Here is an 18,862-nt window from a genome sequence, read left to right as displayed (position 1 = left end):
CGCACCGAGGAATATCGCCCGCCGGGAATGGGCGGCAACCGGCCGGGGCGGAATTCAGGGGTGCGCCGGGAAAAGAAAGGGGAGCCCCGTCACGGCGGCCGCGGGAGGGGAGCAGGCCCGGTGAACGGCCTCGACCGGGCCCGCCGGACCGTGGTCCGGCTAGGGGAGCGTAGGGGTTGGAGCCCTTGAGGGCGCTGCGTAGCGTGAAGCCGTCCGCGGGCCACCGGCGGATGGCGGCCGGGCACGGCCAGTGTTCCCACGGATTGCGGGAATTTCGTTCTCCGGTCTCCACGGGCCGTCCCGTGGAACGCCGGGACCGTCCGGAGAATGCGCGCGACAGGCGACGGACACAAGGGGTCGGAAAAAGAATGATGAGTATTCGGTCTGCATCCGGTGCCCGCCGCGCGTCCGACACCCTGGACGAACCGGTGGCGATCGTCGGAATGGCCTGCCGCCTTCCCGGCGCGCCGGGGCCCGAGCAGTTCTGGGACCTCCTTGCCTCCGGCGCCGACGCCATCACCGCGCCACCGCCCGGACGCCGGCCCGGCCTGCCCGCCGACTGCCCGCCCTTCGGCGGCTTCCTGGACTCCGTCGACACCTTCGACGAGGCCTTCTTCCGGCTCTCCCCGCGCGAGGCCGCCGCCGCGGACCCCCAGCAGCGGCTGCTGCTCGAACTCGCCTGGGAGGCGCTTGAGCACGCGCGCGTGGTGCCGGCGGCACTGCGCCACCGGGACGTCGGCGTCTTCGTCGGCGCCATGCTCGACGACTACGCCACCCTCCAGGCCCGCGGCGGCCCCGCGGCGGCCGGCCCCCACGCGTTCACCGGCACCGCCCGCACCCTGCTGGCCAACCGGGTCTCCTACACCCTCGGCCTGCGCGGGCCGAGCCTGACCGTGGACACCGGGCAGTCCTCCTCGCTGGTGGCCGTCCACCTCGCCTGCCAGAGCCTGGCCAGGGGCGAGTCCTCCGTCGCGCTCGTCGGCGGCGTCCACCTCAATCTCGCCCCGGACAGCGCCGCCCGCGCCGCCCGCGCCGGGGTGCTGTCGCCGACTGGCCGCTGCCGTGTGCTCGACGCCGACGCCGACGGGTTCGTCCGCGGCGAAGGCGGCGCCGTCGTCGTCCTCAAACCGCTGACGGCCGCCCTCGCGGACGGCGACCGCGTCCACGCCGTCGTCCTGGGCACCGCCGTCAACAACGACGGCGGCGGCGAGGCCCTCACCGTGCCCGACGCCGACGCCCAGCGGCAGGTCGTCGAGGCCGCCTGCCGACGCGCCGGCGTCGCCCCGTCCGACGTGCGCTACGTCGAACTGCACGGCACCGGCACCCCGGTCGGCGACCCCGTCGAGGCAGGCGCCCTGGGCGCCGCGCTCGGCGCCGGCCGCACAGCCGCCGGCGCGCTGCGGGTCGGCTCCGCGAAGGCCGCGGTCGGCCACCTGGAGGGGGCCGCCGGCATCGTCGGCCTGCTCAAGGCCGTCCTCAGCCTCACCCACGGCGCCCTGCCGCCGACCCCGCACCACCGCACCCCCAACCCGCGCGTCGACCTCGGGGCCCTCGGGTTGCGCGTCCAGACCGCGCTGGAGCCGTGGCCGGAAGGCGGGGACGGGACCGGCGAACACATCGCCGGGGTCAGCTCGTTCGGCATCGGCGGCACCAACTGCCATGTGGTGCTGCGCGGCTCGGCGCCCCAGCCGTCACCCGCTCACGCCGCCACCGAGGCCGCCACCGAGGCCGTGGGCCCGATGGTGTGGCGGCTTTCCGGACGCGGCCGAGCCGCCCTGCGCGCCCAGGCCGCACGCCTCGCCGAGCACCTGCGGGCCCGCCCCGGCACCGACCCGGCGGCCCTCGCCCGCGCCCTGGCCACCACCCGTACCGAGTTCGAGCACCGGGCCGCGATCGTCGGCGAGGACACCGGCGACCTGCTGCGCGCCCTCGACGCGCTGGCCGCCGGGCTGCCCGCCGCCGGCCTCCAGCAGGGCAGCGCCCCCGCCGCCGGCACGCCGCTCGCCGTGCTGTTCACCGGCCAGGGCGGTCAGCGGTCCGGTATGGGGCGTGAGTTGTACGGGGCGTCTCCGGTGTTCGCGGATGCGCTGGACGAGGTGTGCGGGCTGTTCGACGCGGAGCTGGAACGGCCGTTGCGGGAGGTGATGTTCGAGGCGGGGTCGGGGGATCTGGACCGTACCGTTTACACGCAGGCCGCGCTGTTCGCCCTTGAGGTGGCGCTGTACCGGCTGGTGGAGTCGTGGGGTGTGCGGCCCGACTTCGTCACCGGCCACTCGATCGGTGAGCTGACCGCCGCCCATGTGGCGGGTGTGCTGTCGCTGAGGGACGCGGTCCGGCTGGTCGCGGCCCGCGGGCGGTTGATGCAGGCGCTGCCCGCCGGTGGTGCCATGCTGGCCGTCCAGGCGGAGGAGGCGTTCGTACGGGAGGCGTTGGCGGGCCGCGGCGATGTGGCTGTCGCGGCCGTCAACGGGCCTGAGGCCGTGGTGGTTTCGGGTGCGGGTGACACCGTCGCCGAGTTGGAGGCGGCCTGGCGTTCTGAGGGTCGTAAGGTCAAGCGGCTGACCGTTTCGCACGCGTTCCATTCGCCGTTGATGGAGCCGATGCTGGCGGACTTCCGTTCCGTCGCGGAGTCGCTGACCTACCACAGCCCTCGTATCCCGGTGGTGTCGAACGTCACCGGTGACCTCACCGGTGACCTGACCGACCCCGCGTACTGGGTGCGGCACGTCCGCGAGGCCGTGCGGTTCGCCGACGGTCTCGCAACGCTGCGTGCCCAGGGCGTCGCCACGTTCCTGGAGCTCGGCCCCGACGCCGTTCTCAGCGCGCTCGTGCCGGGTGACGCGGTCGCCCTGCCCGCTCTGCGCGAGGGCGAACCCGAGGTCCGGGCCCTGCTGTCGGCCGTCGCCGGCGCCGCCGTGCACGGCGTCCCGGTGGACCAGGACGCGCTCGGCCCCCGCACCGGCGCCGACGCCGGAGACCTGCCCACGTACGCGTTCCAGCGCCGCCGCCACTGGTTCGACGCGCTCCCCCCTGCCGAGGCCCCCGCCGCACCGGCCGAGGCGCCCGCGATCGAGGCCCCCGCGCCCGCCCCTCACGCCACGCCGCCGGTCCTCGACGCCGACTCCGCCCTGGCGTTGGTGCGCGCGCACGCCGCCGCCCTGCTCGGGCACGCCTCCCCGGCCGACGTCGACCCGGACCTCACGTTCAAGGACCTCGGCTGCGACTCGCTCACCTCCGTCCAGCTGCGCACCCGCGTCGGCGAGGCCGCCGGTCTCGGGATACCGGTGACGGCGGTCTACGACCACCCCACCCCGCGCGCCCTCGCGGCCCTCCTCGCCCGGGGCGGCGAACAGGCCGGTGGCGAGTGGGCCGACGGCGAGCGGGCCGAAGCGGTGCCGCCGTCGCGGGCGGACGGCGGGGAGCCGATCGCCATCGTCGGCATCGGCTGCCGCTTCCCCGGCGGGATCCGCACCCCCGAGGAGCTGTGGGAGGTCGTCGCCGGCGAGCGGAGCACCGTCGGCGGCTTCCCCACCGACCGGGGCTGGGACCTCGACCGGCTGTTCGCCACCGACCAGGCCGCGGCCGGCACCTCGTACACCCGGCACGGGTCGTTCCTGGAGGACGTCGCCGGGTTCGACGCGGGCTTCTTCGGGATCTCGCCGCGTGAGGCGCTGGCGATGGACCCGCAGCAGCGGCTGCTGCTGGAGACCTCGTGGGAGGCCGTCGAGCGGGCCGGGATCGTCCCGGCGGCGCTGCGCGGCAGCCGGACCGGGGTGTTCGTCGGCGCCACCGACTCGGCGTACGGTCCCCGGCTGCACGACCCGGGCGACGGCACCGACGGGCACCGGCTGACCGGCACCACGGTCAGCGTCGCCTCCGGCCGCATCGCCTACCAGCTCGGCCTGGAGGGCCAGGCCCTCACCGTGGACACCGCCTGCTCGTCCTCGCTGGTCGCCCTGCACCTGGCCGTGGGCGCCCTGCGGCGCGGCGAGTGCGACCTGGCGCTGGCCGGCGGCGCCTGCGTGATGCCGACGCCGGGGATGTTCGTCGAGCTCAGCCGCCAGCGGGCGCTCTCGCCACAGGGGCGCTGCCGCCCCTTCGACGAGAGCGCGGACGGCACCGGCTGGGGCGAGGGGGTCGGCATGCTGCTGGTCGAACGCCTCGGCGACGCCGAAAGGCTGGGCCACCCCGTCCTCGCCGTCGTACGCGGCTCGGCCGTCAACCAGGACGGCGCCAGCAACGGCCTCACCGCGCCCAGCGGACCCGCGCAGCGCAAGGTCATCACCCGGGCCCTGGCCGACGCCGGGCTCGCGGCCGGCCAGGTCGACGCCGTCGAGGCGCACGGCACCGGCACCCGGCTCGGCGACCCGATCGAGGCGGGCGCGCTGCTGGCCACCTATGGCGCGGACCGGGACCCCGAACGGCCGCTGTGGCTGGGCTCGCTGAAGTCCAACATCGGGCACACGCAGGCCGCCGCCGGCGTCGCCGGCGTCATCAAGACCGTCATGGCCCTGCGGCACCGCACGCTGCCGCGCACCCTGGGCGTCCAGACGCCCACCAGCCGCGTCGACTGGTCCTCCGGCGGCGTGCGGCTGTTGACCGAGGCCCGGCCCTGGCCGCGGGACGGGCGGCCGCGCCGCGCCGCCGTCTCCTCGTTCGGCATCAGCGGCACCAACGCCCACGCGATCGTCGAAGAGGCGCCGCCGGTCCCCCGGAGCGCCCGCGTCCCCGAACTCCCGCCCGCCGGGGCGGTGCCGTGGGTGCTGTCCGCCCGCGACGAGGACGCGCTGCGCGACCAGGCCGCGCGCCTCGTGCGGCACGCGGAGGAGCTGCCCGCCGCCGAACTGCCCGTCACCGCGGCGGCGCTGCTCGGCAGCCGCACCCTCTTCGAGGAACGCGCGGTGGTCTTCGGTGACAGCCCGGCCCACCTGGCCGCCGGACTCGAGGTGCTGGCGGCGGACGCCGAGGGGCCGGGCGTGCTGCGTGGACGCGCCCGCGGCGGTGAGCGGCCCGTGTTCGTCTTCCCCGGGCAGGGCTCGCAGTGGGTCGGCATGGCCGTCGAACTCCTCGACGGCTCACCGGTGTTCGCCGAGTCCATCGCCGCCTGCGAGGCGGCCCTCGCACCGTACGTGGACTGGTCGCTCACCGAGGTGCTGCGCGGCGACGGGGCCGAGTTCGCCACCGTGGACGTGCTGCAGCCCGTGCTGTTCGCCATGATGGTGTCGCTGGCCGCGCTGTGGCGCTCCGCCGGGGTCGAACCGGCCGCCGTCGTCGGCCACTCGCAGGGCGAGATCGCCGCCGCGCACGTCGCCGGCATCCTCACCCTCCAGGACGCCGCCCTCGTCAGCGTGCTGCGCGCCCAGGTCATGGAGGCCATCGCACCCGTCGGCGGCATGGTGTCGATGCTCGCCGGCCGCGCCCGCGTCGAGGAGCTGCTCGACGCGCTCGGCGGCCGGCTCTACGTCGCCGCCGTCAACGGACCCGAGACCGTCGCCGTTTCCGGCACCTTCGAGGACCTCGACCGGCTGCTGGAGGCCTGCGCGGCCGAGGGTGTGCGGGCCCGCAGGATCGCCGCCGCCTTCCCCTCGCACTGCGCGGAGGTCGCGCCGCTGGAACACAGGCTCAAGACCGCCCTCGCCTCCGTCACCCCGGCCCGGGGCGGCGTCGCGCTGCTGTCCACCGCACGCGGCACCTGGCTGGACGGCCCCGAGATGACGGCCGACTACTGGTACGACAACCTGCGGTACCCCGTGCTCTTCCAGGACGCCGTCGGCACTCTCGCAGGCGCGGGCCACGAACTGTTCGTCGAGGTCAGCCCGCACCCCGTGCTCGGTGGCGCCATCGAGGACTGCCTGGCCGCGCAAAGGCTGCCCGGCTCCGCCGTCGCCACACTCCGCCGCGGCCAGGGCGGCCCCGCACGGTTCGCCGAGGCCGCCGCCAGGGCCTTCACCCACGGCGCGCGCGTCGACTGGACCGCGTTCCTGCCCGCCGGCACCGCCGCCGGGCCCCGGGAGGCGGCCGGCCTGCCCACGTACCCCTTCCAGCACCAGGACCACTGGCACACCCCGGCCGCCGCCGGGGACGCCTCCGGCCTCGGCCTGGTCCCGGCCGGCCACCCGCTGCTGCACGCCGCCGTGCCGCTCGCGGGCGACGGGGGAGTCGTCCTCACCGGGGTGCTCTCCACCCGCACCCACCCCTGGCTCGCCGACCACGCCGCCTCCGGCACCGCCCTGCTGCCCGGCACGGCGTTCGTGGAGCTCGCCCTGCACGCCGCGAGCCTGCTCGGCGCGCCTACCCTCGGCGAACTCACCGTCGCGGCGCCGCTGGTGCTGCCCGAGGACACCGCCGTCCGCGTCCAGGTCAGGGCCGCCGCGCCCGGCCCCGACGGGGAGCGCGCGGTGGAGATCCACTCCTGCCCCGAGACACCCGGCGGCGAACCCCTCACGGGGACCTGGACCCGCCACGCCACCGGCGTCCTGCTGCCCGGCCCCGACGAGCCCCGGCCCGCCACCGCGGCACCCGCCGCCTGGCCGCCGCCCGGCGCCGGTGTCCTCGACCCGGCCGGGCTCTACGCGGGCCTGGCCGCCCGCGGCTACGACTACGGCCCGGTCTTCCGCGGGCTGCGCGCCGCCTGGCGGCTGGGCGAGGAGGTGTACGCGGAGGTGGAACTCCCGCAGCCCGAGCGCACCGCGGCCGGCGGCTACGCCCTTCACCCTGCCCTCTTCGACGCCGCCCTGCACGCCGCGCTGGTCCTCTCCGGACCCGACGGCGCCGCCGGCGACGGCCCCGGGCCGCTGCTGCTGCCGTTCGCCTTCACCGGCGTCGCCGTCGACGCCCCCGGCGCGTCCTCGCTGCGGGTGCGGGTCACCCCGCGCGGCGAGGACACCGTCTCGCTGCTGCTGACCGACGGGCTGGGCGAACCGGTGGCCCGCGTCGACGCGCTCGTCCTGCGGCCGGTCGCGCCAGGGGCGCTGGCCGCGCCCGACCGCACCCCGCCGCTGCTGCGCGTCGAATGGCAGCCCGTCACCCTCACCCGCACCCCGCCCGCCGGAGAAGGCCGCTGGGTGCTGCTGGGCGCCGACCGGTTCGGCGTCGGGCCCACCCTGGAGAGCGCCGGACTGCGCCTGGAGCGCTACGCCGACTTCGACACCTTCGCGCAGTCCCTCCCCGAGGACGGCGGACCCGCCCTGCCGTCCGGCGGCACCGTCATCGCCTACGCCCTGCCCGCCGCGCCCGACCGACCCGGCGGCGAACTCCCGCCGCACGCCGCGCGGTCGGCCGCCTACCGGGCGCTCGAGCTCGTACGCGGCTGGCTCGCCGACGAGCGCCTCGGCGGCTCCCGCCTCGTCGTCGTCACCCGCGGCGCCGCGGCCACCGGGCACGGCGACGCGCGCGCCGACCTCGCCGCAGCCGCCGTCCAGGGCCTGCTGCGCTCCGCCCGGTCCGAGAACCCCGGCCGGATCGTCCTGGTCGACCTCGACGCCGGGGATCCCGCCCCGGAGCTGCTCGCCGCCGTCCTCGCCAGCGGCGAGGGACAGCTCGCGCTGCGTGGCGACCGCGTGCTGACGCCCCGCCTGGTCCGGGCCCCGGCCGTCCCTGGGGGCCCGGCCGGTTCCGGAGGCCCGGCCGACGGCGTGCGACTCGACCCCGAGGGCACCGTCCTGGTCACCGGCGGCACCGGCTCGCTCGGCGCGCTCACCGCCCGCCGTCTCGTCACCCACCACGGCGCGCGCCACCTGCTGCTGGTCAGCCGCCGCGGTGCGGCCGCACCCGGCGCCGGCCGGCTGGCCGCCGCCCTGGAGGAGGCGGGCGCCCGCGTCACCTTCGCCGCCTGCGACGCCGCCGAGCGCGACCAACTCGCCGCCGTACTCGCCGCGATCCCGGCCGAGCACCCGCTCACCGCCGTGTTCCACACCGCCGGCGTGCTCGACGACGCGCTGATCGCCTCCCTCACCCCCGAACGCCTCGACGCCGTGCTGCGGCCCAAGGCCGACGCCGCCTGGCACCTGCACCGGCTCACCCGCGACATCCCGCTCAGCCACTTCGTGATGTTCTCCTCCGTCATGGGCCTGCTCGGCGGCCCGGGGCAGGGCAACTACGCCGCCGCCAACGCCTTCCTCGACGCCCTCGCCGACCGCCGGCGCCGCGCGGGCCTGCCCGCCACGTCCCTCGCCTGGGGTCCCTGGCGCCAGGACGGCGGCATGATGGGCCACTTGGGGGAGGGCGACATCGCCCGCCTCGCCCGCTCCGGCCTGCCGCTGCTCGGTGAGGAGGAGGGCATGGCGCTGCTCGGCCAGGCGCTCGGGCGCGACGAGGCGGTCCTCGCCCCCGTCCGCCTCGACCTCGCCGCGCTGCGCACCGCCGATCCGGCCGACGGCGGCCATCCGCTGCTGCGCGGCCTGGTCCGTACCCCGGCCCGGCGCGCCGCCGCGGACCTGGGCGCCCGCACCGGGACCACCCCCGCAGGCCAACTGGCCGCCCTCCCCGCGCCCGAGCGCCGCCGGGTGCTGTCGGCCCTGGTCCGCGAGCACACCGCGGCCGTCCTCGGCCACGCCTCCGCGGACGGCGTCGCCGTCGAGAAGGCGTTCAACGAACTCGGCTTCGACTCGCTGACCGCCGTCGACCTGCGCAACCGCCTGGGCGCCGCCACCGGCGTGCGGCTGCCGGTGACCGTCATCTTCGACCATCCCACGGTCGCCGCGCTCATCGACCACCTCGTCGGCGCGACCGCGCCCCCCGAGACCCCCGCCGCCCCGGCCGCCCCCGGCGCCGCTCACCCGGCCGCCGAATCCGCGGCCGACCCGCTCGGCGAGGTCGAACGGCTGGAGGCCGCGCTGCGCCTGGTCCCCGACGACCCCGCGCGCCGCGGACCGATCGCCGCCCGCCTCTACACCTTCCTGACCGCCTGGACGACCGCCTCCGCCGAACCGGGCACGCCCGGCGCACCCGGCGTGCCGGCCGCCGACGACCTGGACCGGGCCAGCGACGAGGAGCTGTTCCGCTTCCTCGACGACGACCTCGGCCTGTCCTGACCGGCACCGGACCGTCGCGGGCGGCCACCCGCGACGCACCGGCCGCCCCCCACGCGCTCACCTGCGTACCCCGCCGCCATCCCGCCACCCCGCCGTACCGACAGCGCGCCGCCGCCCCGCCACACCCCGAGGAGCTGAGGTAGATGACCACCGAGCAGAAGCTGCGCGACTACCTCAAGCGCGCCACCGCCGACCTCGCGCAGGCCCGGCGCCGCGTGAAGGAGCTGGAGGAGAGCGCCGGGGACCCCGTGGCCGTGGTCGGCATGGCCTGCCGGTTCCCCGGGGGCGCGGCCAGCCCGGAGGAGTTCTGGGAATTGGTGCGCGACGGGCGCGACGCCGTCTCCGGCTTCCCCGCCGACCGCGGCTGGGACCTGGCCGCCCTCCAGGACGACGGTGGCAGACCCGGCACCACCTACGTCCGCGCCGGCGGGTTCCTGTACGACGCGGGCCGGTTCGACGCCGCCCTGTTCGGCATCGCGCCGCGTGAGGCGCTGGCCATGGACCCGCAGCAGCGGCTGCTGCTGGAGACCTCCTGGGAGACCCTCGAACGCGCCGGGATCGCCCCCGACCGGCTGCGCGGCGAACGCGTGGGCGTCTTCGTCGGCGCCCTCGCCCCCGAGTACGGGCCCGCGATGCACGACGGCGGCGAGCAGGAGGGCTACCTCCTGACCGGCAACCAGCTCTCGGTCGCCTCCGGCCGCATCGCCTACACCCTGGGCCTGGAGGGCCCGGCGATCACCGTCGACACCGCCTGCTCCTCCTCGCTGGTCGCCCTGCACCTGGCCGTCGCCTCGCTGCGGCGCGGCGAGTGCGCGATGGCGCTGGCCGGCGGTGTCACCGTCATGTCGCAGCCGGGCATCTTCGTCGACCTCGGCAAACAGCGCGGCCTGTCCGCCGACGGCCGCTGCAAGGCCTTCGCGGCCGGCGCGGACGGCTTCGGGCCCGCCGAGGGCGTCGGCATGCTGCTGGTCGAACGCCTCTCGGACGCCCGCCGCAACGGCCACCGGATCCTGGCGGTCGTCCGCGGCTCCGCCGTCAACCAGGACGGCGCCAGCAACGGCCTGACCGCCCCCAACGGCCCCTCCCAGCAGCGCCTGATCCGCGACGCCCTCCTCAACGCGGGCCTGTCGGCGGGCGAGGTCGACGCCGTCGAGGCGCACGGCACCGGCACCCCGCTGGGCGACCCCATCGAGGCGCAGGCCCTGCTCGCCACCTATGGCGCGGACCGCGATCCCGAACGGCCGCTGTGGCTGGGCTCGGTGAAGTCCAACATCGGCCACACCGCGGCCGCCGCCGGGGTCGCCGGCGTCATCAAGACCGTCATGGCGCTGCGCCACGGCGTGCTGCCGCAGACCCTGCACGCGGACGAGCCCACCCCGCACGTCGACTGGTCCGGCGGCGTCGCCCTCCTCACACAGCAGCGGCGGTGGCCGCGGACCGGGCGGCCGCGCCGCGCCGGCGTGTCGTCGTTCGGCATCAGCGGCACCAACGCGCACGTCATCCTGGAACAGGCCCCCGAGGCCGCCGTGGCCGCCCAGGACCCGGAGGTTCCTGAGCCGCCACGGACCCTTCGCACCCCCCAGGTCCCCCAAGACGCCCGCATTCGCCAGGCCCCGGTGGCTCCGCAAGCCGCCCAGGCCCCCACGACCGCCGCGCCGGACGTCCCCCCCGGCGCGGCACCCGTGCCGTTCGCGGGATCCGGCGTGCTTCCCTGGCCCCTGTCCGCCCGCGGACAGGGGGCGCTGCGCGCCCAGGCCGCCGCGCTCGCCGCCGCCCTCACCGCGGACGCCGCCGCCGATCCCGCCGCCGTAGCCGCCGAACTCGCCCGGGGCCGGGCCGCGTTGGACGACCGCGCCGTGGTGCTGGGCGGCGGGCGCGAGGAACTGCTGACGGCGCTGGCGGCCGTCGCCGACGGCACCGCCGCCACCGGACAGGCCACCGGCGACGGCGGCATCGTCCTGGTCTTCCCCGGCCAGGGCTCGCAGTGGGTCGGCATGGCCGCCGAACTCATCGCCGTCAGCCCGGTGTTCGCCGAATCCGTCGCCGCCTGCGAACGCGCCCTCGCGCCGCACACCGACTGGACCCTCACCGAGGCCCTGGGCGACGCCGCCCTGCTGGAGCGCGTCGACGTCGTCCAGCCCGCGCTGTTCGCCGTGATGGTGTCCCTCGCCGCCCTGTGGCGGTCCCTCGGCGCCGACATCAAGGCCGTCGTCGGCCACTCGCAGGGCGAGATCGCCGCGGCCGCCGTCGCCGGGGCGCTGTCCCTGGAGGACGCCGCCCGCGTCGTCGCCCTGCGCTCGCGCGCCATCGCCCGTATCGCCCGCACCGGCGGCATGGTGTCGCTGACGGCCTCCGCCGAGCGGACCGAGGAGCTGCTGGCCGGCTACGAGGGACGCGTCGGCATCGCCGCCGTCAACGGGCCCGGCTCCACCGTCGTCTCCGGCCCCGCCGACGCCCTCGACGCCTTCATGGCCACCTGCGCCGGGGCCGGCGTCGACGCCCGCCGCGTCAACGTCGACTACGCCTCCCACTCCGCGCAGATGGAGGAGCTGGAGGACGAGATCGTCGCCGCGCTGGCCCCGATCACGCCGCTCGCCCCGGCCGTCCCCATGCTCTCGACCTGCACCACCCGGTGGGTCGCCGAGGGCGACCTCGACGCCCGTTACTGGTACGAGAACCTCCGCCACCCCGTCCGGTTGCGCGCCGCCGTCGAGGAACTGGCCCGCTCCGGCCACCGGCTGTTCGTGGAGTCCAGCCCGCACCCCGTGCTCATCCCCGGCGTCCAGGACACCCTCGACGAACACGGCGGCGGCCTCGTCCTCGGTACGCTGCGCCGCGACCAGGGCGGCGCCCGCCGCTTCCTCACCGCCGCCGCCGAGGCATGGACCCGCGGCGCCGCCCTCGACTGGGCCCGCGTCACCCCCGCCACCGCGCACCGCCCCGACCTGCCCACGTACGCCTTCCAGCGCGAGCACTACTGGCTCACCGCGGCGCCCGCCGCCCCCGTCCCCGCCACGCCCGCGGGAGACGGCGACGACAGCGCGTTCTGGCAGGCCGTCGAGAGCGGCGACCTCACCGCCGTGTCCACCACCCTCGGCGTCGAGGGCGAGGCCACCCTCAGCACCCTGCTGCCGGCCCTGTCCGACTGGCGGGCCGCCCGCCGCGACAACGCCGTCCTCGACTCCTGGCGCTACCGCGTCACCTGGCGGCCCGCCCCTGAGCCGCCCACCGCCCGGCTCACCGGCGAATGGCTCCTGATCACCCCGGCCGACGGCACCGCCGGCGAGCTGCCGGCCGCCGTCGCCGGCGCCCTGACCGCCGCGGGCGCCGCCGTCCGCACCGTCCCCGCCGGGGACACCGCCCTGGACCGGGGCGGACTCACCGGCCTGCTGCGTGAAGCCACCGGGACCGCCGCGCCCGCCGGTGTCGTCTCCCTCCTCGCCCTCGACGCGACGCCCACCGAGGGGGCACCGCACCTGCTGACCGGCGTCGCGGCCACCCTCGTCCTGCTCCAGGCCCTGGGCGACGCGGGCATCGACGCGCCCCTGTGGTGCGTCACGCGCGGCGCGGTCGCCGCGGCCGACGGCGACACCGTCGACCACCCGGCCCAGCAGCAGGTCTGGGGCCTGGGCCGCACAGCCGCCCTGGAGTACCCGGACCGCTGGGGCGGCCTCGTCGACCTGCCCGAGTCCTTCGACCGGCGCGCCGCCGCCCGCCTCACCGCGGTCCTGGCGGGCCTGCCGGGAGACGAGGACCAGGTCGCCGTACGCCCGGCCGGACTGCTGCTGCGCCGCCTCGCGCGCGCCCCCCTCGCCGGGGCCGCCCCCGTGCGCACGTGGCGGCCGCGCGGCACCGTCCTGGTCACCGGCGCCACCGGCGCCATCGGCCCGCACCTCGCCCGCTGGCTCGCCGAGGGCGGCGCCGAGCACCTCGTCCTGACCAGCCGCCGCGACCCCGGCAGCCCCGAGTTCGACGCGCTGCGCGCCGACATCGACCGGCTCGGCGTCCGCCTCACCCTCGCCACCTGCGACGTCGGCGACCGCGACGAACTGGCCGCGCTCATCGCCCGTGCCGAGGCCGACGGCCCGCCGATCCGCGCCGTCGTGCACGCCGCGGCCCTCATCAAGCTCGGCCCGCTGGAAGGCGTCGGCACCGCCGAGTTCGCCGCGACCATGGAGGCCAAGGCCGCCACCGCGGACCACCTCGACCAGCTCCTGGACCGGGAGTCCGTGGACGCCTTCGTCCTGTTCTCCTCCGTCGCGGGACTGTGGGGCAGCGGCGACCACGGCACCTACGCCGCCGGCAACGCCTACCTCGACGCCGTCGCCGCCCGCCGCCGCGCCCGCGGCCTGCCGGCCGTCTCCATCGCCTGGGGCGTGTGGGACGGCTGCACCCCGGCAGGAGTCGACGCCGACCGGCCCGCCCGGCACGGACTGCCCACCATCGCGCCGCGCCTGGCCCTGCTCGGCATGCAGCAGGCCCTCGACCACGACGAGACCCACATCGCGCTCTGCGAGGTCGACTGGCCGCGCTTCGGCCCGATCTTCACTTCCGCCCGCCCCCGCCCGCTGCTCGCGGACATCCCCGAGGCCCACCGCGCGGCCCCCGCCCGCACGGGGGCCCCCGCCCAGACCGCCGCCCCCGTGGCGCGGGAAGCCGGATCGCGCGAGGCCACGTCGCAGGAAGCCGCGTCCGCGTGGGCCCGGCGGCTGAGCGGGCTCGCCGAGACCGACCAGGACAAGGACGTCCTGGAGACCGTCCTCGCCGAGGCTGCCGCCGTCCTCGGCCACCGCGGAGCCGACGCCATCGGCGCCGACCGGACCTTCCGCGACAGCGGCGTCGACTCCCTCACGTCCGTCGAACTGCGCAACCGCCTCGTCGCCGCCACCGGCCTGCGACTGCCCGCGGCCCTCGCCTTCCACCACCCCACCCCCCGCGCTCTGGCCCGCCACCTGCGCGAGCGCATCACCGGCGGCGCGGCTGCCGCGACCCCTTCCCCGGCCGCGCCGGCCGTGCGCCCGGCCGACGACGAACCGCTCGCCGTCATCGGCATGGCCTGCCGGCTCCCCGGCGGCGTACGCACCCCCGACGACCTGTGGAACCTGGTCGCCACCGGCGGCGACGCCGTCTCCGGCCTGCCCGCCGACCGCGGCTGGGACCTCGACGGCCTCTACGACCCCGACCCCGACCACGACGGCACCAGCTACGTACGGCACGGCGGATTCCTCTACGACGCGGGCGACTTCGACACCCGCTTCTTCGGCATCTCACCCCGTGAGGCGCTGGCGATGGACCCGCAGCAGCGGCTGGTGCTGGAGACGTCATGGGAGGCCGTCGAACACGCCGGGATCGACCCCGCGTCGCTGCGCGGCACCCGCGCGGGCGTCTTCGTGGGCATCAACTACCAGGACTACGGCACCGGCCTGACCGCGCTGCCGGAAGGCTCCGAGGGCCACCTGCTCACCGGGTCGGTGGCGAGCGTCGCCTCCGGCCGCGTCGCCTACACCCTGGGCCTGGAGGGCCCGGCGATCACCCTCGACACCGCCTGCTCCTCCTCGCTGGTCGCCCTCCACATGGCCGGGCAGTCGCTGCGCCGCGACGAGTGCTCGCTCGCGCTGGTCGGCGGCGTCGCCGTCATGTACCGGCCGCGCACCCTTGTTGCCTTCAGCCGGCAGCGCGGCCTGGCCAAGGACGGCCGCTGCAAGGCCTTCGCGGCGGACGCCGACGGCATGGGCCTGGCCGAGGGCGTCGGCATGCTCCTCGTCGAGCGGCTCTCCGACGCCCGGCGCAACGGCCACCGGGTGCTCGCCGTCGTCCGCGGCTCGGCCGTCAACCAGGACGGCGCCAGCAACGGCCTGTCCGCGCCGAGCGGCCCGGCGCAAGAACGCGTCATCCGCCAGGCCCTGACCGACGCCGGGCTGACCACCGCCGACGTGGACGCCGTCGAGGCCCACGGCACCGGCACCACCCTCGGTGACCCGATCGAGGCAGACGCCCTGCTGGCCACCTACGGCCAGGACCGGCCCGCGGGCCGGCCGCTGTGGCTCGGGTCCCTGAAGTCCAACATCGGCCACACGCAGGCCGCCTCGGGCGTCGCGAGCATCATCAAGACGGTCATGGCGATACGCCACGGCGTGCTGCCGCAGACCCTGCACGCGGACGAGCCCACCCCGCACGTCGACTGGTCGTCCGGCGCCGTGGCCCTGCTGGCGCAGTCGCGGGAGTGGCCGGAGACGGGCCGTCCGCGTCGTGCGGGTGTCTCCTCCTTCGGGATCAGTGGGACGAACGCGCACGTGATCCTGGAGCAGGCGCCGGAGCCGGTGGTGGTGGAGCCCGCGGACGGCGCGGTGCCGCTGGACATGGGCGGGCTGGTGCCGTGGGTGCTGTCGGGCAAGGGCGAGGCGGCGTTGCGGGCGCAGGCGGAGCGGTTGGCGGGCGCTGTTGCGGGTGTTGATCCGGGTGCGGTGGCGGCCGGTTTGGTGCGGGGTCGTGCGGTGTTCGAGGACCGTGCGGTGGTGCTGGGCGCGGATGCGGACGAGTTGGTGGCGGGGTTGGCTGAGGTGGCGTCGGGTGGTGGGGTGACGGGGCGGGCCGAGGGTGATGGTCGTGTGGTGTTCGTTTTCCCGGGTCAGGGGTCGCAGTGGGTGGGGATGGCGCGTGAGTTGATCGCTGCTTCGCCGGTGTTCGCGGAGTCGATCGCCGCGTGTGAGCGGGCGTTGGGGCCGTATGTGGAGTGGTCGCTGGGTGAGGCGTTGGATGATGCGGGGTTGTTGGAGCGGGTGGATGTGGTGCAGCCGGTGTTGTTCGCGGTGATGGTGTCGTTGGCGGCGGTGTGGCGTTCGCTGGGTGTGGAGCCGGCCGCTGTGGTGGGGCATTCGCAGGGGGAGATTGCGGCTGCGGCGGTGGCGGGGGCGTTGTCGTTGGGGGATGCGGCGCGGGTGGTGGCGTTGCGGGCGAAGGCCCTGCTGCGGGTTGCGGGCACGGGTGGCATGGTGTCGCTGTTCTGCTCGGCCGGGAAGGCGACCGAGTTGCTGGCCGGGTACGAGGGCCGCGTCGGTATCGCGGCGGTGAACGGGCCGGGCTCCACGGTCGTGTCGGGTCTGGCGGACGCCCTGGACGCCTTCATGGCCACATGCGCGGAGGCGGGGGTGGACGCCCGCAGGGTGAACGTCGACTACGCCTCCCACTCCGCCGGCATGGAGCCGTTGAAGGACGAGATCCTGGATGTGCTCGCGCCGATCGTGCCCAAGGCGCCGAGCGTCCCGATGTTCTCCACGTACACCGGCAGCTGGGTCGAGGCGGGCACGCTGGGTGCTTCGTACTGGTACGAGAACCTGCGCCATCCGGTGCAGTTGGAGAGCGCCGTTGCCGCGCTCGCCGAGTCCGGTCACCGCGTTATCGTCGAGGCCAGCCCGCACCCGGTGCTGACCGTGGGTGTGCAGGACACTCTTGAGGAGCATGGTGGCGGTGTCGCGCTGGGTACGTTGCGCCGGGAGCAGGGGGGCGTGCGGCGGCTGCTGACCTCGGCGGCCGAGGCGTACACGCACGGCGCGTCCGTCGACTGGGGCCGTCTCCTGCCGGCCGCCGCCGGTCACACCGACCTGCCCACGTATGCCTTCCAGCACGAGCGGTACTGGCTGCTGGACGCCGTGACCCCCGCACCGGGAAGGAGCGTCGACGAGGCGGACGCCGCGTTCTGGCGGGCCGTCGCCGACGGGGACCTCACCGGCCTCGGTGTCGACGCCGAACGGCCGCTCAGCGAGGCGCTGCCCGCGCTGGCCGCGTGGCGCCGTGAGCGCGAGATGTCCGCGGGCACCGCGGACTGGCGCTACCGCGTGAGCTGGACGCCGCTGTCCGAACCGCCCGCCGCCACCCTCGCCGGCACCTGGCTCGTCGTCGCCCCCGCCGGGACCGGCACGGGCCCGGCCGACGGCCCCTCCGCCGAACCCGGCGACGATCTCGCCGCCGGCTGCGCCGCCGCGCTGCGCGAGGCCGGTGCCACGGTCACCGTTGCCGCGCCCGCCGGCGCCGAGCCCGACGCGGTGGAGTTGCTGCGACTCGTCGCCGCCGCGGGTGCGTTCGACGGCGTGCTGTCGCTGCTCGCCCTGGACACCGAACCCCTCGACGGCACGGGCGGCACCGTACCGCGCGGCCTGTACGCCACCCTCGGGCTCGTCCAGGCCCTCGGCACGGCGGGCAGTACCGCGCCGCTGTGGATCGCCACCCGCGGCGGCGTCGCCACCGACGTCGCGGACGGCGCCGGGGTGGACGAGGCGCAGGCGCTGACGTGGGGGCTCGGCCGGGTCGCCGCCCTGGAGCACCCCGAGCGCTGGGGCGGCCTCGTGGACCTCCCGCAGACGTTCGACGAGCGGGCGGCGGGCCGGCTCGCCGCCGTCCTCGCGGGTCTGCCCGGCGAGGAGGACCAGGTGGCCGTACGCGGCTCCGGCCTGTGCGTCCGCCGCCTGCTGCGCGCCGCCCCACCGGTCAGGAGCGCGGGCGGGGGCGCGGGGTGGCGTCCCGGCGGCACCGTCCTGGTCACCGGCGGGACCGGCGCCATCGGCGGCCACGTGGCCCGCTGGCTGGCCGCGAGCGGCGCCGCCCACCTCGTCCTGGCCGGCCGCCGCGGCCCTGACGCCCCCGGCGCCGCCGAACTCGCCGCCGAACTGGAGAAGTCGGGCGCCCGCGTCACCGTCGCCGCCTGCGACATCACCGACCCCGACGCGCTGCGCCGCCTCGCCGCCCGTGCCGAGGCCGACGGCGAACCCGTCCGCGCCGTCTTCCACGCCGCCGGGGAGGGCTGGGAGACCACGCTCGCCGAGACCGACCGCCATCTGCTGGCCGCCAGTGCCGCCGCCAAGGTCGCCGGCACGCGTGCCATCGACACCGTCTTCGGGGACCGGCTCGACGCCTTGGTCCTCTTCTCCTCCAACGCCGCCGTCTGGGGAAGCACCGCCCTGGGCGCGTACGCCGCCGCCAATGCGCACCTCGACGCCTTCGCCGAGAATCGGGCCCGGCGCGGGCTGCCCGTCACCTCCGTGGCCTGGGGCCTGTGGGCGGGCCCGGGCATGGCGGAGGGCGAGGCCACCGACGCCATGGTGCGCCGGGGCGTGCGGCCCATGGAGCCCACCCGCGCGGTCGGCGTGCTGCGGCAGGCACTGGAGCACGGCGAACCGCTCCTGGCCGTCGCCGACCTGGACTGGCCGCGCTTCCACGCCGTGTTCGCCTCCGCCCGCCGCCGGCCGCTCGTCGCCGACCTCGACGAGGTGCGCGCGCTCGCGGACACCTCCGCCGACACCACCGCGGCTGACGGCGACGCCGCCGCCAGGACCGCCGCGCTGGCCGCACTGCCGCCCGCGGAACGGGACCGCGCCCTGACCGAACTCGTCCGCGCGCAGGCCGCCGCCGTACTCCGCTTCGGAGAGGCGGACGCCGTCCACACCGAACGGGCCTTCCGGGAACTGGGGTTCGACTCGATCACCGCCGTCGAGATGCGCACCCGGCTCGCCCGCGCCACCGGCCTGCGGCTGCCCGCCACCCTCATCTTCGACCACCCCACCCCCACCCGCCTGGCCCGCCACCTCGCCGGCCTGCTCTTCCCCGACGAGGCCGCCGCCGAGGCCGACGACCTCGCCGAGCGGCGGATACGGGACCTGCTGGCCACCATCCCGCTCAACCGCCTGCGCGAGTCCGGCCTGGAGGCCGCACTCCTGGAACTGGCCGGCGCCGCGGCACCCGCCACCGGGGCGGACCCCGCCTCCGGCACCGGTATCGACGACCTCGATGCCGAGAGCCTCATCCGCATGGCTCTCGACTCTTCCGCTTCCTGACCG

2 protein-coding genes are annotated in these 18,862 nt (G+C 76.7%); both read left to right on the top strand.

Features of this window, described 5'->3' with window-relative positions; translation table 11 throughout:
- Positions 1-428 precede the first annotated feature (428 nt).
- Positions 429-9,032 carry a type I polyketide synthase gene (locus K7G61_RS26040; RefSeq protein ID WP_308190706.1) on the top strand — a complete coding sequence of 2,868 codons (8,604 nt, stop codon included), beginning with the start codon at positions 429-431 and terminating at the stop codon, positions 9,030-9,032.
- Between the two features lie 161 nt (positions 9,033-9,193).
- Positions 9,194-18,859: a type I polyketide synthase gene (locus tag K7G61_RS26035; protein WP_374204240.1), complete on the top strand. Its 9,666-nt coding sequence runs from the start codon at positions 9,194-9,196 to the stop codon at positions 18,857-18,859.
- Positions 18,860-18,862 lie beyond the last annotated feature (3 nt).

It is taken from the genome of Streptomyces sp. HPF1205 (assembly GCF_020400825.1).
Lineage (GTDB): Bacteria > Actinomycetota > Actinomycetes > Streptomycetales > Streptomycetaceae > Actinacidiphila.
This window is presented reverse-complemented; position numbering and strand designations above follow the sequence as displayed.